The following is a 26368-nucleotide window of genomic DNA, read 5'->3' as shown; positions in this document are numbered from 1 at the left end:
AGTAGAAGATGCTTCTACTCGTTACGTTTGCCCGCTCAGTTACTTTCCAGCCATGCCTACCACCGTCCCTCCCTCCCTCCGTCCCGGCGACCAGGTTGCCATTGTGTGCCCGGCCCGCAAAGCCTCCCACGAGGAGTTGAACGCCGCCGTAGCTACCCTGGAAAGCTGGGGCCTGCGCGTGGTCCTGGGGGCCAGTACCAACGTGGCCCACCACCAGTTCGGGGGTGAGGACGAAATCCGGCGGCAGGATTTTCAGCAGCAGCTGGATAACCCCGAAATCCGGGCCATTCTGTGCGCCCGGGGCGGCTACGGCACCACCCGCATCATTGATGGCATCGACTTTTCGCGCTTCGGTGAGGCCCCGAAATGGATTGCCGGTTTCTCGGATATCACCACGCTGAACTGCCACTTGCTGCGGCTTGGGCACCAGAGCATTCACGGCGTGATGCCGCTGCTGTTTCATGTGGAAGGCGGCGAGGATTCGCTGGAAAGCCTGCGCCGGGCGTTGTTTGGGGAGGCAATCAGCTATGCGGCTCCCGCGCATCCGCTCAACCAACCGGGCACGGCCACCGGCGAGCTGGTGGGTGGAAATCTGAGCATTCTGCAAACCCTCACCGGCACCCAATCCGACGTATCCACGGCCGGCCGCATCCTGTTTCTGGAGGACATCGACGAGTACCTCTACGCCATCGACCGGATGATGGTGCACCTGGACCGCACCGGCAAGCTGGCCGGGCTGGCGGGGCTGGTGGTGGGCCACTTCACCAATCCGCAGGACAATGCCGTGCCCTACGGCCAGACACCCCAGGAAATCATCGACCACTACGCTGGCCGCTATAATTTCCCAGTGGCCTACGACTTCCCGGTAGGCCACGAGCCCCAGAACCAGGCCCTAATTGTAGGTCGGGAAGCTCGCCTGACGGTTGATGCCAGCGGTACCCGGCTGGAGTATATATAACCCGAACAACTCCCTAAATAGACAATGCCTATCACCATCCGCCGCATACCCGCGCAGGAGTTCTCCCAGCATGTGGCCCATTTAGTGGAGCTACTACGTGATGCCGTAGATAATGGCGCGTCGGTGGGCTATTTGCCGCCACTGCTTACGGCGGAGGGTTTGGCGTATTGGCAGGAAGTTGGAGCCACTGTGGCCGCCGGCACCACACTGCTATTGGTGGCCGAAGAGGCCGGACAGCTCCAGGGCACTGTGCAGTTGGTACTAGCCATTAAGCTCAACGGCCTGCACCGGGCCGAGGTATCGAAGCTGCTGGTCCACTCCCGAGCTCAGCGCCGGGGCATCGGCCGGCAACTGATGCTGGCGTTGGAGGCTGAGGCCCGGCAGCACAACCGCTCCACGCTGGTGCTGGATACGCTGCAGGGTGCCGGCTCCGAGTTGCTCTACCAAGGTCTGGGCTATACGGCCGCAGGCGTTATTCCGCAGTTTGCCCGCACGGCCGGCGGGGCGCTGGAGGGTACAGTGGTGTATTATAAGCTGCTTAGTTGAGTCATTTTCTTCTTGAGCAAAAAAGCCCCGGCAGCTTGTGCTACCGGGGCTTTTTCGTGAGGTACTTATAGGCAACTTACTCGCCGTACAGAACCGTCAGCAGCGTCTGGCCGACGGCTTTGAGGGTGCGCCGGTCGATGATGCTCATGTTGTCCTGGGTGGTGTGGTGGTAGGGCTGGAACTCGCCGTTGGGCAGGAAGTCGATGATATCGATGGTGCGGATGCCGGCGTTGTTGGTGAACACGTGGTCATCGGTTATGCCGTAGCCATCAACGAACAGGAAGTAGTCGGAGAAACCCAGTTGGGAAGCCGTGTTCCACACTTTGGCCACCACATCAGGGGCTTTCTCGCGGGAAAGCTGCTCACGGCTGAACTTACCGCCTTTGGCCCCTACCATATCCAGCAGGATGCCGTAGTTGGGCTTGTAGTTGACAGGCATTAGGTTTTTGGCCCAGTACTGAGAGCCCAGGCACCAGCTTTCCTGGTTGCCCAGCAGATTCTTTTTCTCGCTCTGGGTGCTGCCGTCGTAGCCGTAGTCCTCCGAGTCGAACAGGATGAAATCGACACCTACGCCGGGGGCCAGGCTATCCTTCTGGGCACCAAGCACGCGGGCCATTTCCAGGGCCACGGCCACGCCGCTGGCCCCGTCGGAAGCACCATCGAGGGGCGCGTTTTTCTTCTCTTTATCCTTATCGGCAAAGGGGCGGGTATCCCAGTGGGCGAAGATGGCCACCCGGCGTGTGGCCTGGGGCATGTACTGAGCAATAATGTTGCGCGACTTGAGCATCTTCCCATCAAAGGCCATGGCCTCGAAGGGCTGCTCCTTCACCGTCAGGCCCGCCTCCTTGAACTTGCTGATAATCCAGTCGCCGGTTTTCACATGGGCCGGCGTGTTGGGCACGCGCGGGCCAAAGCTCACCTGCTTGGCCGTGAAGGCATAGGCCGAATCGGCGTTGAAAGCCGGGGCTTTGGGCAGCGCCGGCTCCTCGGTGGCGGTATCAGTGGTGGTTTCGGCGGTGTCGTTTTTGCTGGGGCAGGCCGTGAGCAACAGCAGACTGGCCACAGCGGCCGGGGCAAGACGAGAGAGGTTGGACGTCATAGAAAATGAATGAAGAACGTCATGCAGAGGCGCAGCCGAAGCATCTCGCGTGCTGATGTTGCACTGGCAATTTAATTACTCACGAGCGAGATGCTTCGGCTGCGCCTCTGCATGACGTTCAAACAAGTCGTTTTACTCCTCGCTATACGCCCAGTCGATGCCGGCCTTGGTGTCTTTCACCACGATACCCTGCTCCTTCAACGCCGCCCGAATCTGGTCCACTTTGTCGTAGGCCTTGGTGGCTTTGGCCTCCTGGTAGAACTCCAGAGTAAGGCGGAGCAGGTCTTCGGCGCTGGCCCGGGGCTCGTCGCGCAGGCCCAGCACATCCTGCACCATCGCCTGGTAGGCCGTGGTGGCCTCGTCCAGCGCGGCGGCACTGACGGTGGCCAGCGTGGCTGGATTGGCGGCGAAACCGTTGAGCTTGCGCAGCAGGTTGAACAGACTGGCAATGCAGCGGGCCGTGTTCAGGTCGTCGTTCAGGCCCACAAAGCAGTCCTGCACCAGCTTGTGCAGTTCCGCGTCGGCAGCGGTGGTATCGGGCGTTTTGCCTTCCGTAACCGGAGCCACGGTACGGGCTTTGATTACATCGGGTGAGAGGCTGAATTCGCGCAGCTTATCCAGCAGACGCAGACCGTTCATCAGCTTGCGGTAGCCTTTGCGGGCGGCCTGCAAACCTTCATCGGTAATATCCACGGGGCTGCGGTAGTGGGCTTGGAGCAGGAAGAACCGGGCCGTCATGGGCGAGTAGGCCTGGGCCAGGGTGGTATTCTCGCCCGAAAACAGCTGGCTGATAGTGATGAAGTTGCCGAGCGACTTGCTCATCTTCTGCCCGTTCACCGTAATCATGTTGTTGTGCATCCACACCTGCGCCTCGTTGGTGGGGTGGTTGCAGGCCTGGCTCTGGGCAATTTCGCACTCGTGGTGCGGGAACATCAGGTCCAGCCCGCCGCCGTGAATGTCGAACTCGGCCCCGAGGTACTTACGGCTCATGGCCGAGCACTCCAAGTGCCAGCCGGGGAACCCGTCGCTCCAGGGCGAGGGCCAGCGCATGAGGTGGCGCTCATCGGCCTTCTTCCATAGGGCAAAATCCAAGGGGCTGCGCTTTTCTTCCTGGCCCGCCAGGTTGTCGCGGGAGCCGGCCAGCAGCTCTTCCACCACGCGGTTGGAAAGCTTGCCGTACTCGCGGCCGGCGGCGTTGTAGGCAGGCACATCAAAGTACACCGAGCCATTGGACTCGTAGCCGAAGCCGTTGTCGATGATTTGCTGCACCATTTCCACCTGCTCCACAATGTGGCCGCTGGCCCGGGGGGTGATGTCGGGCGGTAGGCAGCCCAGGGCTTCCATGTGGGCCTGATACAGGTTGGTGTAGCCTTCGGCCACCTGCATGGGCTCGACTTTTTGGGCCCGGGCAATCTTCCCGATTTTGTCCTCTCCTTCGTCGGCGTCGCCTTCGAGGTGGCCCACATCGGTGATGTTGCGCACGTAGCGCACGGTGTAGCCCAGGTAACGGAGGTAGCGCGTCAGCACATCAAACACCACCGGCCCGCGGGCGTTGCCCACGTGGGCTTCGTTATACACCGTTGGTCCGCAGAGGTACACCCCTACAAAGGGCGCATTAAGAGGCTGGAACGGGGCTTTGCGGCGGGTGAGGGTGTTGTAGAGCGAGAGAGGGTGCTGCATGAGTGCAAAAGTAACCGCCGTAGCGGCATGAAATGGCGGCGGTGCCAGATTTTATCACCTGCTACGGCCGCCGCCGGCAAAGGGTATCTTAACAGCGCAAACCAACTAAAAGTCTGCTATTAGCCCCGTATTTCCCGAAACTTAGTTTATAAACCAGCCCAAGCAGTACAAACTACTCGCTTCGTAGTCTATAAAGTTCGGTAGGTAGTACAAACGGTTCCACTACCGGTACATATATCTACCGTTTGGCTCCGGGTGGGCGTAGCTGATAGGTGGCGGTGGTAGGGAAATGGTCGGAGTAGGGAATTTCGTAGTGCACCTGGAAATCCTCGACGGAGAATCGGGAACCGGCAAACTGATTATCGATGCGTACGAAGGGGAGCCGGCCGTTGTAGGTGCTGCCCACGCCGTTGCCCACCGTGGCCCAGGCGTTCTGGAAATTATCGGCCAGCTGGTCGTAGCTGTAGCTGTAGGGCACGTCGTTGAGGTCAGCGCAGAGCAGGATGGGGTAGCGGCACCGGTTGAAACGCTTTACTAAGGTATCTACCTGCCAGTGGCGGGCAATGGCCCCGCGCTTGAAGCGCCGCAGCAGCCCGGCTCCTTTCTGCCGCAGCCCGGCCTTGCTGGAATAGCTGTCCACAATGTCCTTCTCATCCATGCTCATGCTCTGCAGATGGAAGCTGTATATCCGGATGGTATCGTGGGAAGGCAGGCGCACGTCGGCCCACATGGCGTGGTTCTGGGTGAGCTTGCCGAAGTTGATGGTGCCCCGATGCACGATGGGGAAGCGCGAAAAGATGGCCATACCAAACTCGGCCCCGGCACTGTTGGTGAGGGTTTTGGACAGAAACGCCTCCCGGCCCGCCTCGCGCCCGATCTTATCGACTGTACGAAACACGGTACCATCCTGGGTGCGGGTACCAGCCGGCTCGTTGTAAAACTCCTGCAGGCACAGAATATCGGCCGGGGTATCCTGCAGCCATTTCACCATGGCTTTCGACGACTGTAGCCCCTCATTGCGCAGCTGCGGATACACGTTGAAGATCCGCACGTTGGCCGACAGCACCTTTACTACCGGACCATTGGCCGGCACGGGGGCATTGCTCAGCTTGAACGGGTGCAGGGCCAGCCCCCGCTGAAAGTGCGGCCACGTGAGCACCGCCACGGCCAGCGGCAGCAACGCCACCGGCCAGCGCCGCAGCAGCCAGTAGCCCACCAGCAGCAGGTTCAGGGCCAGGGCCACCGGCAGCGTAAGCGCCCCGAATATGGCCGGCCAGAAGGTGTACGCCGGAATCTGGGCGCAGGCAATGGCCGCCAGCACCCACCCCATTACCAACACGGTAGTCTTGAAAGCAAACGAACGACGCACGGGCAACCTTTCAGCGGCAGATTTGGTCAGGTCAGCAAAGGTAGCCGTTCCAGCGAAGCACGCTACTACCTGAAAACGGCCCGAGTTTTGCGCGCCGGAGTATGTATATTTCGTGCCGTTCTTCAGCCCATTTCTATGTTTCGATTTTTTACCTGTATTACTCTCTGTGTAAGCTCTTTGCTGACAGTTGCCGCCCCACGTCCCGTTCGGGCTCCGGAACCCGATCAAAGTCTGGAATTTGTGGAAAACAAGGGGCAGTGGCCTAAGCCCGTATATTTTCAGGCCGAAGTACCCGCCGGCCAACTCTACCTGACGGCCACAGGTTTTACCTACTCGTTGCTGGACCCGGCCGGGTTGCGGGCTGCCTCGCACCAACACGATGCTGCTGCTACCGGGCCGCTTCAGCCGGCGCCGGCCGCGGTGCGGGGCCATGCTTACACAATGTCGTTTGCGGGGGGCAACCCGCGCGTGGTGCCGCAGGCCCTGCAGCCTACGGCCGGCACCCGCAACTATTTCCGAGGCAGCAACCCGGCGGAATGGGCCAGCCAGGTCCGGGGCTTCCGGCAGGTGTACTACAAAGGGGTGTACCCGGGTGTGGATGTGCGCCTGTACGAAAACCGTCAGCAGCAGCTGGAATACGACCTGGAAGTGGCTCCCGGAGGCCGCCCCGCCGCCATCCGGCTGCAGTACACCGGAGCTGATGCCGTGCAGCTGACCCCGGAGGGCCATTTGCGCATCCGGACCTCGGTGGGCGACGTGACAGAACAAGCACCCCGGGCCTGGCAGACCCTGCCCTCGGGCGAGCAGCAGCCGGTAAGCTGCCGCTTCGAGCTGAGCGGCCAGACGGTGCGGTTCCGGCTGGGCAGCTACAATCCCAAACTGCCGCTCACCATTGACCCCACGGTCTTGTTTTCGTCGTTTACCGGCTCTACGGCCGATAACTGGGGGTTCACGGCTACTTACGACGCGCAGGGCAACATGTACTCCGGCGGGGTGGTGTTTGCCACGGGCTACCCGGCTTCCGTAGGTGCGTTCCAGCAGGTATTCGCTGGCATGGGCGACGTGGCCATCATCAAATACCGCGTTACCTCTTCCGGCCCGGCCGCCCGCCTGTACGCAACGTATCTGGGCGGCAGCAACACCGATGCTCCGCATAGCTTGGTAGTGAACAGTCTGGGCGAGCTGGTTGTGCTGGGCACTACCGGGTCAGCCAATTTTCCGGTTTCAACCGGCGTAGTGCAAAGCACCTTCAAAGGGGGGCCGGGCATCAACCCGCTGGGTGGGCAGCTTACCGGGCAGATGGGATACTCAGCTGGGGCCGACCTGTTTGTCAGCACGCTTAGCTCCGATGGCTCCCGGCTGATGGCCTCTACTTTTCTGGGCGGCACCAGCAACGACGGGCTTAACCTGGGGCTGGTGAACAACTATGGGGACGCATTCAGAGGGGATGTACTTACCGATGGAGAGAACAATGTGTACATAGCCTCCGTCACACAAAGCCCGGATTTTCCGCTGGCCCAGCCGGTTCAGTCAGCGCGCCAGGGCATTTCTGATGCGCTGGTATGCAAGTTGCCCCGCACCCTGAACCGCCTGATCTGGAGCAGCTATCTGGGAGGTTCCAGCGCTGACGCGGCCTTTTCGCTGCAGCTCACCCCCGACCGGCATCTGTATGTAGCCGGCGGCACCGACAGCCACGACTTCCCCACCACTGCCGGCGCGCTGCAGGTGCCAGCAGCAGGCGGGCGCGACGGATTTATAGCCTGCTTCACGCCGGCAGGTACGGCGCTGCGTTATGCTACCTACGTGGGCACCTCAGCCAATGAGCTGGCTTTTTTCCTGCAGCTGGATGCAAACAACGATGTGTACATTCTAGGGCAGACCACTTCCAGCAATTACCCCATCACGGCCGGGCGCTACGGCGTGCGGGGCGCACATCAGTTTATTCAGAAGCTCAACGGTGATTTGAGCGCCACCCAGTACAGCACCACCATTGGCTCGGGGCGGGATGGATACGATATTTCACCGACGGCTTTTCTGGTGGACGATTGTGAGCGGGTGTACGTGTGCGGCTGGGGGGGCAACGTAAATGCCACCTACGGTGGCGGCTCAACCATAGGCTTACCTGTAACAAATGGGGCCATGCAGACGACTACCGATGGCAGCGACTTTTACCTGGCCCAATATGCAGCGGGGCTCACGGGCCTGGAGTACGCTACGTTTTATGGGGAGCGGGGAGCCCGGGGTGAGCATGTGGATGGCGGCACCTCCCGCTTCGATAAAAAAGGCGTGGTGTACCAGGCCGTGTGTGGCGGTTGCGGTGGTACCCAGAGTTTCCCGGTACCACAGGGAGCCAACTATTACACCACCCGCAACGGCAGCAGCAACTGTAATAACGCCGCCTTTGCCATCAGCTTCGGCCTCACGGTAGCCGACCCCGGCCCTACCCGCTACGTGTGCGTAGGCAGCAGCCCGGTTACGCTGGGCGGCCAGCCCAGCGGCGGCATCTGGAGTGGGCCGGGCGTTACGCGGCAGTCCAATGGCACCTATCAGTTTCAGCCCAGCGCGGCGCTGGTGGGTCGCAACCTGTTGCAATATTCCGTGCAAACCACCGGCATCTGCCGCAGTATCCGCCCGCTGGCCATGATTGTGACGCCCCCCCTTACCGTAAATATCAATCCGGTACCGGCGCTGTGTGCCAATGGGACCTCCGTTACCCTGCAGGCCCAGCCCGCCGGGGGCACCTGGAGCGGCCCGGCAGGCTTGTCGGGCAATGTGTTTAATCCGCAGCAGGCGGGGCCGGGTACCCATACCATCACCTATTCCTATTCCGATACGCTGGGCTGCGGCACCGCAACCCGCACGGTCGTTGTCAACCCATTTCCCAAGCCGGTGGCCGGGCCCAACCTCACCTTCTGCGCCTACGAAACCAAACCCGTACAACTCACGGGTGCCACCCCGGCCGGCGGCACCTGGAGCGGTACCGGCGTAACGCCGACGGGCCTGTTCACTCCGCCCAACACCAATCTGCGCGGCGGTATCTTCACCCTCACTTACTCCGTTACCGAAAGCGGGTGCACCAACACGGCCACCCGCCAGGTGCTGCTGGCACCTTCGCCATCCGTAAATTTTCCGCTGAACGTGCCGGAATGCAGCAATTTTCCGCAATACACAGGACTGGCCCCGTTCAGCTGCCCGTTTGTTCCGGTATTGACCGGGGGCAGCTACACCTGGGATTTTGGCGACGGTAGCCCCGTATCGACGGAGGAAGCACCCACGCATATCTATCAGCAGCCGGGCACGTACACGGCCAAGCTTACGGCCCGCTACGCCAATTGTACCGTGGAAACCAGCTTTGTACCGGTGCTGGTGGGCGAGGTATTCGTGCCCAACATCATCACGCCCAACCACGACGACAAAAACGAAACCTTCATACCGCGCTTCAGTTGCCGGCCGGCCACGCTGCGCGTATTCACGCGGTGGGGAAACAAGGTGTTTGAGACGGATAACTATCGTAACGACTGGCGCGCCGACAACCTGCCCGACGGCCTGTACTATTACCAACTGAAAGATGCCGACGGCCGCTCGGCGAAAGGCTGGCTGACGGTGGAGCGGTAACGCCATTTTTCCCGCTGAAACAAGCCGGATAACCAGTAGCTTTGCGGCTATTAGCGTTATTCGGCTTGTTGCGTATATGAAGCAATTGTACCTGATTATGGGCCTTTGGCTGGCCCTGAGTGTAGTGAGTGAAGGCCGTCCGGCCACCCCGGAGCCCCATCATCTGGAGTTCATTGAAAACAAAGGCCAGTGGCCCACCCCGGTGCTGTACGCCGCCGATATACCGGGTGGGCGGCTGTTTATGGAGCCCCAGGGCCTTACCTACGCCCTCACGCGGGGCCTAGAGCATCCGCACCTGGCTCAGCCCCGGCCTGCTGCAGCCCCAGCTCTAACGGGAGCCCATGCGGTGCGGGTAGAGTTTGTGGGGGCCGGCTCGCAGCCCAAGGTGCAGCCCACGGAAGCTACCGGCGAAAAACGCAACTACCTGCAGGGGCCGGATCCGGCCCGGTGGGCCGCCGGCGTGAGTAGTTTCCGGCAGCTGCAGTACCAGGCCGTGTGGCCCGGCATCAACGCCCGGTTCTACGAAAACGAGCACCAACAGCTGGAATACGATTTCGAACTGGCCCCGCACGCCAGTACCGCCAGCGTCCGGCTGCGCTACCACGGGGCCGATGCCCTGAAGCTGACACCGGAAGGCCATCTGGAAATTGCTACTTCCGTGGGCACGCTGCGGGAACTGGCCCCGCGGGCCTGGCAATTGGATGCTCAGGGCCGCCGCCAGCCGGTGGCCTGCACCTACGTGTTGCGCAACCAGGAGGTGAGTTTCCGCCTGGGCACGTACGACCCGCAGCGGCCACTCACCATCGACCCCACGGTGGTATTTTCCACGTTTACGGGCTCCTTGGCCGACAACTGGGGCTTCACGGCCACCTACGATGCGCAGGGCAACCTGTACTCGGGCGGTATTGTGTTCAGCACGGGCTATCCGGCCAGCCCCGGGGCCTACAGCACGCAGTTTGCCGGCTCCACCGATATTGCCATCATTAAGTACAACACCACGGCCCGGGGCCCGGCGGCCCGGCTATGGGCCACCTACTTGGGCGGCACCGGGGCCGATTTTCCGCAGAGTATGGTAGTGAACGGCCAGGGCGAGCTGCTGGTACTGGCCGCTACCGGCTCTATCAACTTCCCCACCACGGCCGGGGCCCTTGATCAGAGCTTTAATGGCGGCAGTGCCATCAACCCCTACTATAACTACTCGCCCTCCAACATGCCCAATGGGTCTGACCTGGCCGTTGTCCGGTTCAGTGCCGATGGGAGCCGGCTGGTGGCGTCCACCTATCTGGGAGGTATTGGCAACGAAGGCGTGTTGCCCTTCATAGCGGGTTTCAACCTGCTGCACAACTACGGCGACTCCTTCCGGGGGGACATTCTGGTTGATGCGCAGGACAACGTGTACCTGGCCTCCAACACCTCCTCCCCCGATTTCCCGGCCCGCAATAGCTTTCAACCATACACGGCCGGCCTCAACGGTGTGGTAACCAAGCTCACGCCCGGTCTGAACCAGGTTGTGTGGAGCAGCCAGCTGGGTGGCAACCAGCCCGATGCCGCCTACTCGCTGCAGCTGGATGCAGTGGGCCGCCTGTACGTGGCAGGCGGTACCACCAGCCTCGATTTCCCGGTAACGGCCGGTGCCGTACAGCCCGCGCAGCGCGGCGACGCGGATGGTTTTGTTACCCGCATCAGCGCCTCGGGCTCGGTTCTCGAAAAGTCGGCTCTGGTGGGCACTTCGGCGTATGACCAGGCCTATTTTGTGCAGCTTGATCAGAGCGGTGGCGTGTACCTGCTGGGCCAGACGCTGGGCACTTACCCCGTAAGCGGCAACCGCTACGGGGTGCCAGGCGGCCGGCAATTCATTCATAAACTCAACGCCGACCTCACTGCCACCGAGTTTGCCACCTCCTTTGGCAGTGGCCGGACCACCATTGACATTTCGCCCACGGCTTTTCTGGTGGACCAGTGTGAGCGAATTTACGTGAGCGGCTGGGGTGGCGGCAATAACACCGGCTACGCGGGCAATGGCACCGTGCTGGGCCTGCCTACCACTGCCAACGCCACCCAGCGCACCACCGATGGCAATGACTTCTACCTGATGCAGCTGTCAGCCGGGGCCCGCAGCCTCGATTACGCCACCTTCTTCGGAGGTACCGGGCAAGACCACGTGGATGGCGGCACCTCCCGCTTCGACCCGCGTGGGGTAGTGTATCATGCCGTGTGCGGCGGCTGCGGCGGCTCCAGCGACTGGCCCGTTCCGCCGGGTGCCGGGTACTATTCCACCGTCAACAATAGCGTAAACTGCAACAACGCGGCCTTCAAGTACAACTTTGAAACCGTAAACGTGGTGGCCGGCACCGACCGAAACGTGTGCGCGGCCTCGGCCCCCATTCCGTTGCAGGGCAGCCCGGCCGGCGGCGTCTGGACGGGGCCCGGCGTATCGGGCTCGGTGGCATCGGGCTTTTTCTTCACTCCAACCGTTGGCCTGCTGGGCACGCAGACGCTTACCTACACCGTTACGGGGGTGGGGCCATGCGGCGGGGTTTCCACGTTGCGGCTTACCGTGGTGCCGGCTCCGGCTATTTCGTTCACCACGCCCACGCAAACCAGCTTCTGCCTGAACCCCGGTACTTCCACTGTGGTGGGGTTATCGGCTACGCCGGTCGGGGGCACGTTTTCAGGGCCGGGTGTAAGCGGTACGTTGTTTAACGCCGCGGTAGCCGGTCCTGGCACGCACACGCTGGTGTACTCAGTGAATACGAACGGCTGTCAGCTGCAAACCACTCGCACGGTTACCGTAGTGCAGGCCGTAGCGGGTGCGGGCCTCTCCACCTGCACCGGAGCCGGGCCACAGGCCCTGGCAGGCAGCCCGGCGGGCGGCGTGTGGTCGGGCCCGGGAGTGTCGGGGTCAGTAGCCTCGGGCTTTGTATTCACGCCTACGCCTGCTTTGCTGGGCAGCAGCCTGCTTACCTACACCATCACCGCGCCTGGTGGCTGCACCAGCTCCGGCACCATGATGGCCTACGTGCTGGCCACACCCACGTTCAGCCCGCCCACGCTGCCAGCTTACTGCAGTACCAGCGCCACCGCCGTAACGCTGCCCGGCACCGTCCTTTGGAGCGGCAACGGCGTCCGGGGGCCGTTCAGCACAGGCTTCACCTTTACACCGGCTCTGGCCGGGGCCGGTACCCACACGCTCACCTATCGTACTGGTTTCGGCCTCTGCGACTACACCGGCACCATTACTGTGCAGGTCAGCGCGCCCCTCTCTGTCAGTGCCGGATCCGATACACTGCTGTGCCCCGGCAGCACCCAGCCTTTCCGGCTGCGCGGAGCACCGGCCGGCGGTACCTGGAGCGGCCCCAACGTCACCTCCGATGGCCGCTTTACTCCACCAGTTGGCTTTAACGGTAGCGTAACGCTTACGTACACCCTGCCCGATATCTGCCAGAGTACCGGCATCCGCCGGGTATCCATAGCTGTTCCACCCACCACTGCCCCGACTTGGAGCCCAGCCAGCTGCCCCGAAAACCGCTTGGCTCCGCTTACTGTCAGCTTCGGCGGTGGCGTCCCCACTTCCACCTGGGATTTTGGCGATGGGTCCGCACCCGTCACCGGCAGCAGCGTTACGCACACCTATGCGCAGGCCGGCACCTACCGGCCGCGCGTCACTACGTTCTTTAATACCGGGCGCTGCTCCGAATCCGCTACGCTGGCCACCGTAGAGGTGCTTCCTCAGCAACTGCCGCCCAACATCATTACGCCCAACCACGATGACAAGAACGAGTTTTTCGTGATTCGCACGGCCTGCCCGGGGCAGTTGCAGGTGTTCACACGCTGGGGCAATAAGGTGTTTGAAGCTGCTTCCTATCGTAACGACTGGTCCGGCGCCGGCCTGCCCGATGGTATCTACTACTACATTCTGCGGCTGCCCGATGGGACTCCCCTGAAAGGCTGGCTCACCATCCAGCGCTAGGTGGCAACCGGCTTGCTTTCCGTGGTTTTGCGTTGTATCTTTGCACCAGCAAACTAGAACACGAACAGAGGGGACGGATAGTCCCCTCTTTCTTTTATCAGGTAACCCGCCCATGAAACTCGATCAAGCCCGCCTTTCCGAGCTGCTCCAGGACAGCCTACCCACCGACGGTAGCCTGTTTGTGGTAAGCCTGGCCGTGTCGGATGCCATTCGGCCTAAAGTCACTGTCACCCTCGATGGGGAGCAGGGCGTTGGTATTGACGAGTGCGCGCAGGTGAGCCGCCGACTGGCCCGCCGCGTAGATGAGGAATACGGTGAAGACGCCAGCTACACGCTGGAAGTAACCTCGCCCGGCGCCGACCAGCCCCTGCGCGATGCCCGTCAGTATACCCGTCACGTAGGCCGTACACTCAGCCTGAAAATGGCCGACGGCACCGAGAAAACCGGCACCCTGGAAGCCGCTGATGCTACCGGCATTCAGCTGGCCGAGGTAGTGAAGGAAAAAAGCAAGAAAAAGACTCTCCCCGCCGCTTTCGTATCCTTTGCTGATATCAGCGAGGCCAAAGTGGTGATTTCGTTTAAGTAGTATAGCGTTGTCCGTAGTGCGTTGTCAGGTAGCAGGGCTCCGTAGCCTTCATACAACCTGCCAGTCCGCCACCCAACCACCAGCAACAAATCACTAATAATCAGCATGAACAGCAACGTCCTGATTGAATCGTTTGCCGAATTCGCCCGGTCGAAGAACATCGACCGCCCCACGATGATGAGCATCCTGGAGGAAGTGTTTCGCACGATGATCCGCAAGAAGTACGACGACGACTCGAACTTCGACGTGATTCTGAACGTGGACAAGGGCGACTTGGAAATCTGGCGCAACCGCGAAATTGTGGATGACAACTCGGAGGATATCTGGGATTTCGACAAAATTCCGCTGGCAGAAGCCCAGAAAATCGAGCCCGACTTCGAGATTGGCGAACAGGTAGCCGAAGAAGTAAAGCTGGAAGATTTCGGCCGTCGTGCCGTGCTGATGGCCCGCCAGACGCTGATTCAGCGCGTAAAAGACTTGGAGCGCGATAACCTGTACCAGGCTTACAAAGACCAGGTAGGCGAAATCGTAGTAGGTGAGGTGTACCAGGTATGGGGCCGCGAGGCACTTATTCTCGACAAAGACGAGAATGAACTGGTGTTGCCCAAAGGCGAACAGATTCCGAAGGACCGCTACCGTAAAGGTGACAGCATCCGGGCCGTAGTACACCGCGTAGATGTCCTCAACGGCACGCCCAAAATCATCCTGTCCCGCGCGGCTCCGGCTTTCCTGGAGCGTCTGATGGAACAGGAAGTCCCCGAAATCTTTGATGGTTTGATTACCATCAAAAACATCGTGCGGGAACCCGGCGAACGGGCCAAAGTAGCCGTAGAAAGCTTCGATGACCGTATTGACCCGGTGGGTGCCTGCGTGGGCATGAAAGGCTCCCGTATTCATGCCGTAGTGCGTGAACTGGAGAATGAGAACATCGACATCATCAACTACACCGATAACCTGGAGCTCTACATTGCCCGGGCCTTGTCGCCGGCCAAACTCACGTCGATGAAAATCAACGAACAAACTGGCCGGGTTTCGGTGTTCTTAAAGCCCGATCAGGTTTCGTTGGCTATTGGCCGCGGCGGTGCCAACATTAAGTTGGCCTCGCGCTTGGTAGGTATGGAAATCGACGTATTCCGGGATGCCGGCGACTTCGAAGAAGATATTGCCCTGGACGAGTTCCAGGACGAGATTGAAGGCTGGATCATCGATGAGCTGAAGAAAATCGGCCTCGATACCGGCCGGGCCGTATTGGCAGTCAGTAAAGAGGACATCGTGCGTCGCACGGAGCTGGAGGAAGAAACCGTGGAAGAGCTCTTCCGCGTCATCCGTCAGGAGTTCGAAGACAGCGACGACCAGGACGACGAAACCCCAAATTCCGGCGACGCGCAATGAGTGCGCGGCGGCCGGTACGGCACGGGCGCTAAAATCTAACCGGGTGGTTAGATTTTAGCGCCGCCCGGCAAGATTTAAGTTAGTACCTTTGCACCAAGATAAGAGTATCGTTCGCGAGCATAGAATGGCGGAAGCAGCAACCAAACGGCTGAATCAGGCGGCCAAAGACCTGAACGTTGGACTTTCCACAATTGTGGATTTTCTGGCGGGAAAAGGGCATTCCATCGAAAACAAACCCACGACCAAGCTATCATCAGAGCAAGTTGCTCTGCTTGAGAAGGCCTTCGCGTCGTCGGCACAGGACAAGATGGACGCCGCCAAAGTAAGCCAGGCCAAGCGCCAGAGTGAGCTGGAAGCTGCGGCTACCCAGGCCGCTCAAGCGCGGGCTGCTGCACCCGCCCCGAAACCGGCAGCGCCGGCCCCTCAGCCTGTAGCGCAGCCGACTCCGGCCGTTGAGGTTCCTCAACCGGCACCAATATCAGCACCAACATCAGCACCAGCTCCGGCAGAAGAGCCCGCGCGCGTGCCCGGCCTGAAGGTATTGGGCAAAATTGAACTAGATGCCAAAGGGCGTCCGGTTCCTCCCAAGCCCACTCCGGCTTCGGCGGCTCCACAGCCAGCGGCTGAAGCGCCCAAGGCTCCAGAGGCTCCGAAAGCTACCGAGGCTCCCAAAGTGGTGGAAGCCCCTAAAGCTCCCGAGGCCCCGGCCGCTCCGACTCCTGCACCCGCCCCTGCTCCGGCAGCGGTTCCGGCAGTCGAAACGCCCCACCCGGCTCCTACCCCGGCCCCGGAAGCTCCCAAAGCAGCCCCGGTGGCACCGGCTCCGGTAGCGGCAACTCCTAAGGCTCCCGAAGCACCGGCTGCTCCGGCGGCTCCCGCACCAGCGGCTGAAGCTCCTGAAGCCGCCACGGAGGAAGGTACCATCTTGGCCAAAGCCGACCAGCTGAAAGGCCTCACGGTACTGGGTAAAATTGAGTTGCCCCTCGATTCGTCGCGCCGTGGCGGTGGTGGACGGGGAGCCCGCCCTGTGGCATCATCGGATGTGCGCAAGAGCGGCCTCAATGCCAACGATAAGAAAAAGCGCCAGCGCATCCCGATGAGCGGCCCCGGCCAGACCGGCGGTCAAGCCGGTCTGGGTCAGCAGGGTGGTAACCGTGGCCCTGGCCAGCAAGGCGGTGGTAACCGTCCGGGCGGCCCCGGCCAGCAAGGTGGCAACCGTCCGGGTGGCGGTCAGCAAGGCGGCAACCGGGACAACCGTGGTGGCAACACCCGTCAGCCCGCGGTTCCGCTCACGCCTGAGCAAAACGACAAGCAGATTCAGGAGCAGATCAAGGCAACGCTGGCGAAACTCAGCGGTGGCCGTGGTGGTCAGCAGCAGAACCGCGCCAAGTACCGCCGCGACAAGCGGAACATGGCTGCAGAAGACCGTGAAGCTCTGCGCGCGCAGAACGAGCTGGACGCCAAAACCCTGAAAGTAACCGAGTTTATTTCGGCTAACGACCTGGCTTCGCTCATGGACGTGCCGGTAAACGAAGTTATCAAGGTGTGCCTGAATATGGGCATGTTCGTTTCCATCAACCAGCGCCTCGACGCCGAAGCCATTACGGTTATTGCCGATGAGTTTGGCTACGACGTGGAATTCCTGAGTGCCGAGGAAGAGGATACGACCATCGAAATTGAAGACAACGAAGAGGACCTCCAGCCGCGGGCTCCCATTGTGACCATCATGGGTCACGTAGACCACGGTAAAACCTCTTTGCTTGACTACATCCGGAACGCCAACGTAGCCAAAGGTGAAGCCGGCGGTATTACCCAGCACATCGGGGCCTACGACGTAATGACCAAATCGGGCAAGCGCGTCACCTTCCTCGATACGCCGGGTCACGAAGCGTTTACCGCCATGCGTGCCCGTGGTGCCAAGGTGACGGACATTGCCATCATTGTGGTAGCCGCCGACGACTCGGTAATGCCGCAGACGAAGGAAGCCATCAACCACGCGCAGGCAGCCGGTGTACCCATCGTTATTGCCCTCAACAAGATTGATAAGCCCGGTGCTAACCCCGACAAAGTGCGGGAAGAGCTGTCGGTTATTAATATTCTGGTAGAGGAATGGGGTGGTAAGTATCAGAGCCAGGAAGTATCGGCCAAAACCGGTCTGGGTATCGACGACCTGCTGGAAAAGGTGCTGCTGGAAGCCGAGATTCTCGAGCTGAAAGCCAACCCCGACCGCAACGCCGTGGGTACGGTTATCGAAGCCTCGCTCGATAAAGGCCGGGGTTACGTGACCACCATTCTGGTGCAAACCGGTACCATGCAGGTGGGCGACATCGTGCTGGCTGGTCCGCACTTCGGCCGCGTGAAGGCCATGACTGACCACCGCGGTAAGAAAATGAAGCAGGCTGGTCCGGCTACGCCGGTGCAGGTACTCGGTCTGACCGGGGCCCCGCAGGCTGGTGACAAGATTCAGGTGATGGAAACGGAGCGCGAAGCCCGTGAACTGGCTACGCAGCGTCAGCAGCTGGCCCGTGAGCAGAGCATGCGCACCAAGAAGCACATCACCCTGGATGAAATTGGTCGTCGTCTGGCAATCGGTTCGTTCAAAGAGCTCAATGTTATTGTGAAAGGCGACGTGGACGGCTCGGTAGAAGCACTGGCCGACTCGCTGCTGAAGCTGAGCACGCCGGAAGTGGCCGTGAACATCCTGAGCAAAGGCGTAGGTGCCATTTCGGAAACCGACGTACTGCTGGCCTCGGCCTCTGACGCCATCATTATTGGCTTCCAGGTGCGGCCCTCGCAGAGCGCCCGCAAGCTGGCCGAGCAGGAGCAGATCGATATCCGCCTCTACTCGATTATCTACAACGCCATCAACGAGGTGAAGGATGCCATGGAAGGCATGCTGGCCCCGACGGTGAAAGAGGTTGTAGTAGCCAACGCCGAGGTTCGTCAGGTATTCAACATTACCAAAGTGGGCACCATTGCCGGCTGTATGGTAACGGACGGTACCTTCACCCGCAAAACCAAAGTGCGCCTGGTGCGCAACGGTATTGTGGTGTACTCGGGCGAAATTCAGGACCTCAAGCGTTACAAAGACGACGTGTCGGAAGTACGCCAGGGCTATGAGTGCGGTATCTCGCTGAAAGGCTTCAACGACCTGCAGGAGGGAGACAACATCGAAGGCTTCGAAGAACAGGAAGTGAAACGAACGCTGTAAGGCATTCCGATATTCGTTCAACACCAAGGCCCCGGCTCTCACGAGTCGGGGCCTTGGTGCGTTTTGAGCCCTTCACATCATCATGCTATTGACGCAAGAAATGGCCGCGTGTAATTTTGTATCAGATCAGGAAATTATTGCACTTCCTAATCAACCCTGACACAGTTCTCTGCTACCTCACCTCCATCCTATGAAAGCGACACCTCTACTTCTTTCTGTTGCAGTGCTGGCTGCCAGTTCCGCACTGGGCCAAACGAAACCTGCCACCAAGCCTGCTGCCAGGCCAGTGGCCACTGCCGCTCGCACTACTACTGTAACTCGGGCAACAGGCCCCGCCACAGCAAAACCGGCGCCCCGTACTGCTGCCGTAGTAAAGACTCCTGCTAAACCAGCCGCTGCACCGGCAACCAAGCCCGCGCCCGTAGCGGCGGCTCCGGCTACTCCAGCCCCAGCTACTTCGCCCGTAGCAAAATCAGCCTCCCAGGCTACCGGCAATGCGTTATTTCAGAAAGGCACTACCATGGTGAACCTGGGTATCGGGCTGGGACTGGGGTACGGCTATGGGTTTGGCGGCAGCCTGAAAGCTACCCCGGCCGTGAGCCTCTCACTGGAGAAAGGTATTCTGGAAGGTATCGGCCCTGGCGTGATTGGGATTGGGGGCCTGATCGGGTATAAGGGCTACCACTATGATTATCCGGGTACCGACTACAAAGCCCGCTGGAACAATGTAATTGTGCTGGTGCGGGGCACGTACCACTACGACTTGTTGCAGAACAACAAGCTGGATACTTACGCTGGCGTAAGCGTTGGCACCCGCATCGAAAGCTACAAAGACACGTACTACTCAGAGTACCTGGGTGGGCGCTACGACAACTCGTATGGTGGGGCCAGAGTAGAGGCGGGAATCTTCATTGGGGGGCGCTATTTCCTGACGGACAACATTGGGGCGTTTGCGGAAGCAGGCTATGATATGAGTTACCTGAAGCTGGGTCTGACGGCTCGTTTTTAGGTCAGGTGAGGGGTAGCCGACGAGTTGAATAACTCTACGTTTTCATTTTCTGAGGATGAAGATAAACCGCTACATATTAGGATTACTGCTTCTGGGAACAGTTGCCTGTACGCATCTTCCTGATATGGCTACGACGGCCAACAGGAAGCAGGAAATACTACCTATGCGCCCCGATACCAACGCCATACGCTTCACTACCCGGCCATTAGTTCCCCTCCAGCCCTCACTCCCCGGAAAAGCATTCGTTACCAAAAACACCCGACTCAACAACGGGCCTGCCCTGGCCCGGCCCCGACATTAAGCATTTTCCCCTGCACCTGCTGCAGGAGCCCATCTTCTTCGGCTGGGCTGGGGGCGAACGGTGGCCCTGGTACCGCTGAAGAAACAAAAAGACCCGGAGCATTGCGCCGGGTCTTTTTTTATAGCTACTGAAAGCACTGCCTTGCTTAGAAAAACAGGAAATGCTTTTTCTTTTTATGACTGAGGGGCTTGCCTTTTGGATCCACGAATCCGGCTGGACGAGTCTGGCCGCGCTTCTGGCGGGCCGTGCCAATGCGGTTATCCTTGAATTTGCGCACGGTGAACCCACCGGCTCCCTTCTCGTACTGCCGGGCCGGACCGGATGCCCGCCCGAAGCTGGTGTTGGCTGTCCCCATACCCGAACGGGCCTCCAGAATTTCCATCTGCTGGTCACGCTTGGCTTCGTCGGGGTTCATGCTCATACGGCGCTGCACGCGGGCAATATCCGTGGCGGAAGCTTTCCGTTTTTTACGTAGTCCTTCCTCATTGGCCCGTTGCAGCTGGCTGGCGTTGTCGGCGCGGGCGGAGGCGGTACTTTGCGCCTTCGCGGCAGGAGCAACCAGCACACCAGCGGCAAGAGCCAGAATAGAGAGAAACTTCTTCATACTAGGACAAACAGAGCAAAAAACCGTGGGCAATACCAACGCGGGCGGAAGGAAGTGACTCCTGATTTCTGCGGCCAACGGGCAGGTAGTAAAGTTAGTTCAATTTCGGTTAAAACTTGTAAGCCAGGCCGATTCCCAGGGTTTCCTTGAATTGGATACGCCGACCCCGGTCATCGGGCACCCCGTCTTCGTTGCGGTCCAGCGGCACCCGAATATCGTCATCGTATACCAGCAGCGTGGTGACGCTGGCGCTGACAAACTTGTTCACTTTGAAGTCAATCAGGTTTTCCCAGTTCACGTCAATGTTCTGGGGGTTGTGAAAGTAGTTGCTGAACAGCTCCAGCTTGGTATTGTAGGTGATATTGGTAAACAGCACGTGCCGATACCGGGCATTCAGGTACGCTCCCAGCTCCTGCCGTAGCCGCTGCCCAGTGCCGCGCACCAGCTGACCGTTGGGGCCCAGGCGGGCGGCCCGCACCCCAAACGAGCCGGCATCGGCCAGAGTCTGGTCGGCCACTACGGTAAACTTACCGGTGGCTGGCGACAGAAACAGGGAGAAATCGGTGTTGGGCTTGTATTCGATGCCCAATGAGACCAGAATGTAGGCGGGCGCAAAAAACCGGGATAACAGGGAGTCCGGCTTTTCCGGGGCTTTGGTGGGCGTCAGCTGGGTTTTCAGGTTTACCTGAGCCGCGTACGACAGGGTTTGGGTAAACTGCCGGGCATAGCGGCCATTGAGCTCCAGCCGGTCGTCGTTTTTCCGGATGCGGCTCTTGCCGGCTTTCAGCAGGCCGTACACCATGTTGCCCGCCAGATCAAACGTGTGTTCCGGGCCGCGGTAGTGCAGGAACAGGTTGCCCATAGCCAGCAGCGACAATGAGCTTTGGCCACCCGGGGCCCAGTTACGCAGGCTCACCTGGCTGAAATTGAGCGTACCGGCCCCACCCCGCTGCCACCCGCGCGCGGTATCCACCTCCGCCGAAATCTTGTAGGCGGGCAACGGCGTGGGGGGACGCTGCGGATCATCGGTTTGGGCAACGGCCGCGGTAGTGTGCAGCACCAGCAACAGAGCCCCCGAACAGAGCAGTACAAAGTGTTTCATTGCAGTGAGGGTTGAGGATAAAAAAAGCCGGCTTCTGCTCAGCGCGCTGAACAAAAGCCGGCTTCGTAGGCGGCTGATGCGCTTACAAGCGGGTCCGCAGCGCGTCGCGGATTTCCATCAATAGTTGCTGGTCTTTGGTTGGGCCGGGCTCCGCTACCACTACTTCCTGGGGTTTTTTAAATCGATTAGCCAGTTTGACCACCCAGAAAATCACGAAGGCAATAATGAGGAAGTAAATAATAGCATTGATGAAGTTGCCGTAGCTCACAACCGCCGCTTTAGCATCCTGCGCCGCTTTGAGGTCGGCATAATGCTCCCCATTCAAGGCGAAGAATTTTTCCTTAAAGTCAATACCGCGCGTGAACAGGCTTAATATGGGCATGATGATGTCATCGGTGAGCGACGAAACAATCTTGCCAAAGGCCCCACCAATGATAACCCCGACGGCCAGGTCGAGCACATTGCCTTTAGAAATGAACTCCTTGAATTCGGAAACAAAGCCCATGTTTTGGAAGTGTTTGAGGGTGAGAGATGTAGAGACCTGCGGGTAAATATAAAATTTTCCCCATCCGATACTAGCGCTTTGCCAGTGCGGGGCAAAGGTGCGGCGCGGGTGTCTGGCTGCTTGTCTACTTTCGCTCAACCCGGTGTATGGCGCGTTGTATGCCCGTTTTACGCGCCAGACCAAGGGCGCTACCATTTCCAGTATCTTTACCGCCTCTGCATTTCCACTCCTGCACTTACATCTCATGACCACCTTCACTAACCTGCTCTACCAACCCGAAGCTGAAACCGGCATCCTGACCCTTACCATCAACCGCCCCGATAAGCTCAACGCCCTGAACGCGGCTACTATTGAGGAAATTCGCGCAGCTGTGCAGCAGGCCAGTGATGACCCTTCGGTGCGGGGCATTATTCTGACGGGTAGCGGAGAGAAGTCGTTTGTGGCTGGGGCCGATATTGCGGAGCTGACGAAGCTGGACGAGGTATCGGGGCGCGGAGCGGCCGTGCAGGGGCAGGATGCTTTCCGCCTGATTGAGCGCAGCCCCAAGCCGGTTATTGCGGCCGTCAATGGGTTTGCCCTGGGCGGTGGCTGCGAGCTGGCTATGGCCTGCCACATGCGTATTGCCGCCGAAAATGCCCGCTTCGGCCAGCCCGAGGTGAACCTGGGCCTGGTGCCCGGTTACGGCGGCACCCAGCGCCTCACCCAGCTTATTGGGAAGGGCAAAGCCATTGAATTGCTACTGACCGCCGACATGATTAAGGCCGATGAGGCGCTGCGCCTGGGCTTGGTGAACCATGTAGTACCCCAGGCCGAGCTGCTGACCTTCACGCGCCAGCTACTGCTGCGCATTCTCACCAAAGCTCCCATTGCCGTGGGCCTGTGCCTGGATGCCGTGGATGCCTACTTCGACAAAAGCCGGGACGGCTACCAGGCCGAGGCCGACGCCTTCGCCCGGTGTTTTGCTTCTGACGATTTCAAGGAAGGCACTACTGCATTTTTGGAGAAGCGCCCCGCTACATTTCAGGGGAAATAGATGCTTGGTGAGCAACCAGTCGAGAAATGTCATCCGCACCAAGCCGCCCAGCCAGCGGCGTCGAAGGATGACATTTTTGTGCCTTTGAATATCTCTCATTTTTATTTGAAGTAAATGAGTATTGCCAAGCGGCTGGCGTCGCAAACGGCCATTTATGGCGTAAGCAGTATCGTAGGCCGTGTGCTGAATACCTTTTTGGTACCCGTGTACACCGCTCGGTTTGCGGCAGCGGAGTACGGTATCGTGACGGGGCTCTATGCCTACGTGTCGTTTCTAAACGTGCTGTTTACCTACGGCATGGAAACAACCTATTTCCGCTTTGCTAACCGCCCCGATACGAACCGGCAGGAGTTGTATGATCGGGTAATGACGCTACTGCTGATAAGCAGTGTGGTGCTTACCGCTGTGCTGGCCGCATTGGCCCGCCCCCTGATGAGTCTGATTGATCTGCCCCCCGGGCACGAGCAATATGCCGTCTGGATTGCCCTGATTCTGGGACTTGATGCCGTGGCGGCCATTCCATTTGCCCGGTTACGACTCGAAAACAAGGCCCGTAAGTTTGCCACCATCCGCACGGCCAATATTTTGGTGAATGTGGGGCTAAACCTGTTTTTCATCGTGTTCTGCCCCGATGTGCTGGCGGGCAAATACTTGGCTGGGCTGCGGCCGCTGGTGGAAAGCGTGTATAATCCTACCATTGGCGTTGGCTACGTATTTCTGTCGAATCTGGTAGCGTCGGGGGTTACGCTGCTGTTGCTGGGGCGGGAGCTGCTGGATTTCCGGCCGCGCCTGAACCTGGAGCCACTCCGGCCCCTGCTGCGCTACGCCTACCCAATTCTGCTGATGGGCATGGCGGGTATGGTAAACGAAATGCTGGACCGGGTGATGCTTCCAAAATGGCTGCCCAAAGGCTTTTATCCGGGCCAGAGCAACCTGACGGCCGTGGGCATTTATGGGGCTTGTTACAAAATCAGCATTTTGATGAGCCTCGTGATTCAGGCTTTCAAATACGCCGCCGAGCCGTTCTTCTTCGCCCAGAGCACCGAGAAAAATTCGCCCCGCACCTTTGCCCTGGTGCTGAAATGGTTTACCCTGTGCTGCGCCATGCTGTTTGTGGGTGTAAGCGTGAATGTGGATCTGGTGGCCCGGATATTTTTGCAGCGGGCCGAGTATCGGCAGGGCCTGAGCGTAGTACCGGTACTCCTGCTGGCCAATCTGTTTCTGGGTGTGTACTGGAACCTCTCGGTGTGGTTTAAGCTCACCGATAAAACCTATTTCGGCACCTACCTGGGCTTTGCCGGCGCAATTCTTACAGTTGCCCTCAACTTCCTGCTGATTCCGCTTCTGGGCTACATGGGGTCGGCTATTGCCACCCTGGCCTGCTACTTTATGATGGCAGCTCTGTGCTGGTGGCTGGGTGAGCGGCATTTTCCGGTGCCCTACCCCGTGATGCGCCTGCTGGCCTGGCTGACCATAGCCGTGGGCGTGGTGGCCGTGAGCTGGTGGACTCCGGTAGCCGCCGGCTGGGCCCGCTACGGGTTCCACGCCCTGCTTACGCTGGGCTTTGTGGCGCTGGTGGCGGCGGTGGAAGGCCGGCGCCTGCGCACTATCTGATTTCGTGACCTGACTAGCGGAAGAAGTAAAATTCCACTAGCTTGAGCCGTTTCTGCGGGCAATCGGCCATCGGAATCTTCCTGCTTTTCCCCGCAATCCGACAATTGAAAGCGGCTGAACTTCGCTGCATCATCTTCTCACCACCGGCAACTGCCTGTGGCTCTTTACCTCATGCTCATTCCCATTATCAATCAGTCGCGGCACCCCCTGCCCGAGTACCAAACGGCCCACGCCGCCGGCATGGATGTGCGAGCCAACCTCGCCGAGCCAATTACGTTGAAGCCCCTGCAACGCGCCCTCATTCCCACGGGTCTGTTTCTGGAAATTCCGGTTGGCTACGAAGTCCAGGTCCGCCCTCGTAGCGGGCTGGCCTACAAACATGGCATCGGCATTGTCAACAGCCCCGGCACCATTGATGCGGACTACCGGGGCGAGCTGAAGGTGCTGCTGGTAAATCTGTCGGATCAGGACTTTGTGGTTCAGGATGGGGAGCGAATTGCGCAGCTGGTAGTGGCCCGCCACGAAACGGCCGTGTGGCAACCCGTTGACACCCTCAGTGAAACCCAGCGCGGCACCGGCGGTTATGGCAGCACCGGACAGTCGTAAGCAGCAGCTTTGTTTCCGCTTTTCCACTCTCAACCTTCACTTTCCAATACCTCAGTTTTATGAAGATTATCGTCCCGATGGCTGGCATGGGCAAGCGGATGCGGCCTCACACGCTTACCGTTCCTAAACCCCTCATTCCCATTGCCGGCAAACCCATTGTACACCGCTTGGTGGAAGATATTGCCAAAGTGTGCGGCGAGCCGGTAGAGGAAGTAGCCTTTATTATCGGGCGTTTTGGCAGCGAGGTAGAGAAAAGCCTGATCAAGATTGCCGAATCAGTGGGGGCCAAAGGCACCATTCACTACCAGGATGAGCCCCTGGGCACTGCTCATGCCATTCTGTGCGCGCAGTCGGCCCTGGATGGCCCCGTGGTAGTGGCCTTTGCCGATACGCTGTTTAAAGCCGATTTTATCCTGGATGCCTCGGCCGAAGGCACCATCTGGGTACAGCGCGTGGACGACCCCAAGCCCTTCGGCGTGGTAAAGCTCGACGAGCAGGGCCAGATTACCGATTTCGTGGAAAAGCCCCAGGAGTTTGTCTCGGACTTGGCCATCATCGGCATCTATTACTTCAAGGACGGTGAGTACCTGAAGCGGGAACTTCAGTACTTGCTCGATAACGACATCAAGGACAAAGGCGAGTACCAGCTCACCAACGCCCTCGAAAACATGAAAAACAAGGGCACCAAGTTTGTGCCCGGCCGCGTAACCGAGTGGCTCGACTGCGGCAACAAGGATGCCACGGTTTTCACCAACCAGCGGTACCTGGAGTACCTGCAGGAGCGCGGCGAGAAGCTGGTGGCCGAATCTGCCAAGGTGACGAATTCCGTACTTATTCCGCCGGTGTACATTGGCGAAGGGGTAATCATCACCGATTCGGTAGTAGGCCCGCACGTTTCCCTAGGCGACCATACCAACGTGCGTCACTCCGTCGTTTCCAACTCCATTGTGCAGCAGTCGGCGTCGGTTTTGCACGCCAACATCAGCAATTCGATGGTGGGCAGCCACGCTACCGTAGCCAGCCAGCCTACTGATTTAAGCGTGGGCGACTATAACACGCTGCGCGTGTGATATTTTTGCGTCTCCTGACGTTTCAAGTAGCGCGGACCGTTGCCGGATTCCGACGTGTTGGGGGTTAGGTTTCCTCGTTTCCAATTCGCGGGCCGCAG

Annotated in this window: 18 protein-coding genes; 12 read left to right on the top strand and 6 right to left on the bottom strand. The window is 59.6% G+C overall.

Annotation, left to right across the window (positions count from 1 at the left end; translation table 11 throughout):
* Window positions 1-52: 52 nt before the first annotated feature.
* Window positions 53-958 carry a S66 peptidase family protein gene (locus EI291_RS01815; RefSeq protein WP_125417553.1) on the top strand — a complete coding sequence of 302 codons (906 nt, stop codon included), beginning with the start codon at window positions 53-55 and terminating at the stop codon, window positions 956-958.
* A 24-nt stretch (window positions 959-982) separates the two neighbouring features.
* The gene (locus EI291_RS01810; RefSeq protein ID WP_125417552.1) at window positions 983-1504 is read left to right on the top strand and encodes a GNAT family N-acetyltransferase; all 522 of its coding nucleotides are present in this window, start codon (window positions 983-985) and stop codon (window positions 1502-1504) included.
* A 76-nt stretch (window positions 1505-1580) separates the two neighbouring features.
* On the opposite strand, the gene EI291_RS01805 is transcribed toward EI291_RS01810, so the two are convergent.
* The 3 genes from EI291_RS01805 to EI291_RS01795 form a co-directional block, all read right to left on the bottom strand.
* A complete protein-coding gene (locus tag EI291_RS01805) occupies window positions 1581-2603 on the bottom strand; it encodes a M28 family peptidase (protein ID WP_125417551.1) in 1023 nt (340 codons plus the stop codon).
* A 132-nt stretch (window positions 2604-2735) separates the two neighbouring features.
* Window positions 2736-4283: a cysteine--tRNA ligase gene (cysS, locus tag EI291_RS01800; protein ID WP_125417550.1), complete on the bottom strand. Its 1548-nt coding sequence runs from the start codon at window positions 4281-4283 to the stop codon at window positions 2736-2738.
* Window positions 4284-4521: 238 nt separating this feature from the next.
* The gene (locus tag EI291_RS01795) at window positions 4522-5652 is read right to left on the bottom strand and encodes an endonuclease/exonuclease/phosphatase family protein (protein WP_125417549.1); all 1131 of its coding nucleotides are present in this window, start codon (window positions 5650-5652) and stop codon (window positions 4522-4524) included.
* A gap of 177 nt (window positions 5653-5829) precedes the next feature.
* Between EI291_RS01795 and EI291_RS01790 the strand changes: the two genes are divergently transcribed.
* From EI291_RS01790 to EI291_RS01765, 6 genes are all read left to right on the top strand, one after another.
* On the top strand, window positions 5830-9267 hold the full coding sequence (locus tag EI291_RS01790) for a DUF7948 domain-containing protein (RefSeq protein WP_170172456.1): 3438 nt from the start codon (window positions 5830-5832) through the stop codon (window positions 9265-9267).
* Between the two features lie 76 nt (window positions 9268-9343).
* Window positions 9344-13237 carry a DUF7948 domain-containing protein gene (locus EI291_RS01785; RefSeq protein WP_125417547.1) on the top strand — a complete coding sequence of 1298 codons (3894 nt, stop codon included), beginning with the start codon at window positions 9344-9346 and terminating at the stop codon, window positions 13235-13237.
* A 112-nt stretch (window positions 13238-13349) separates the two neighbouring features.
* A complete protein-coding gene (locus tag EI291_RS01780; protein WP_205701553.1) occupies window positions 13350-13823 on the top strand; it encodes a ribosome maturation factor RimP in 474 nt (157 codons plus the stop codon).
* 105 nt (window positions 13824-13928) lie between these two features.
* Window positions 13929-15215 carry a transcription termination factor NusA gene (gene nusA, locus EI291_RS01775; RefSeq protein ID WP_125417546.1) on the top strand — a complete coding sequence of 429 codons (1287 nt, stop codon included), beginning with the start codon at window positions 13929-13931 and terminating at the stop codon, window positions 15213-15215.
* Between the two features lie 124 nt (window positions 15216-15339).
* A complete protein-coding gene (gene infB, locus EI291_RS01770) occupies window positions 15340-18426 on the top strand; it encodes a translation initiation factor IF-2 (RefSeq protein WP_125417545.1) in 3087 nt (1028 codons plus the stop codon).
* A gap of 190 nt (window positions 18427-18616) precedes the next feature.
* The gene (locus EI291_RS01765) at window positions 18617-19435 is read left to right on the top strand and encodes a hypothetical protein (RefSeq protein ID WP_148103363.1); all 819 of its coding nucleotides are present in this window, start codon (window positions 18617-18619) and stop codon (window positions 19433-19435) included.
* A 446-nt stretch (window positions 19436-19881) separates the two neighbouring features.
* Here EI291_RS01765 and EI291_RS01760 read toward each other — a convergent pair whose 3' ends face one another.
* The 3 genes from EI291_RS01760 to mscL form a co-directional block, all read right to left on the bottom strand.
* On the bottom strand, window positions 19882-20340 hold the full coding sequence (locus EI291_RS01760) for a hypothetical protein (protein WP_125417543.1): 459 nt from the start codon (window positions 20338-20340) through the stop codon (window positions 19882-19884).
* A 109-nt stretch (window positions 20341-20449) separates the two neighbouring features.
* Window positions 20450-21442: a DUF3078 domain-containing protein gene (locus EI291_RS01755; RefSeq protein WP_125417542.1), complete on the bottom strand. Its 993-nt coding sequence runs from the start codon at window positions 21440-21442 to the stop codon at window positions 20450-20452.
* An 82-nt stretch (window positions 21443-21524) separates the two neighbouring features.
* The gene (gene mscL / locus EI291_RS01750) at window positions 21525-21947 is read right to left on the bottom strand and encodes a large conductance mechanosensitive channel protein MscL (protein WP_125417541.1); all 423 of its coding nucleotides are present in this window, start codon (window positions 21945-21947) and stop codon (window positions 21525-21527) included.
* A 244-nt stretch (window positions 21948-22191) separates the two neighbouring features.
* On the opposite strand from mscL, the gene EI291_RS01745 reads away from it, so the two are divergent.
* The 4 genes from EI291_RS01745 to EI291_RS01730 all read left to right on the top strand — a co-directional run bounded on the left by EI291_RS01745 (window position 22192) and on the right by EI291_RS01730 (window position 26270).
* Entirely contained in the window at window positions 22192-22980 is a 789-nt protein-coding gene (locus tag EI291_RS01745; RefSeq protein WP_125417540.1) for an enoyl-CoA hydratase/isomerase family protein, read from the top strand.
* Window positions 22981-23094: 114 nt separating this feature from the next.
* Window positions 23095-24594 carry a polysaccharide biosynthesis C-terminal domain-containing protein gene (locus EI291_RS01740; protein ID WP_125417539.1) on the top strand — a complete coding sequence of 500 codons (1500 nt, stop codon included), beginning with the start codon at window positions 23095-23097 and terminating at the stop codon, window positions 24592-24594.
* Between the two features lie 171 nt (window positions 24595-24765).
* On the top strand, window positions 24766-25200 hold the full coding sequence (dut, locus tag EI291_RS01735; protein WP_125417538.1) for a dUTP diphosphatase: 435 nt from the start codon (window positions 24766-24768) through the stop codon (window positions 25198-25200).
* Window positions 25201-25259: 59 nt separating this feature from the next.
* Complete coding sequence (locus EI291_RS01730; RefSeq protein WP_125417537.1) at window positions 25260-26270, top strand: sugar phosphate nucleotidyltransferase; 1011 nt, start codon at window positions 25260-25262, stop codon at window positions 26268-26270.
* The last annotated feature ends 98 nt before the right edge of the window (window positions 26271-26368 follow it).

It is taken from the genome of Hymenobacter rigui (assembly GCF_003944715.1).
Taxonomy (GTDB): Bacteria; Bacteroidota; Bacteroidia; order Cytophagales; family Hymenobacteraceae; genus Hymenobacter; species Hymenobacter rigui.
Note: the sequence above shows the minus strand (reverse complement) of the source record. Positions and strands in the feature narration are given on the sequence as shown.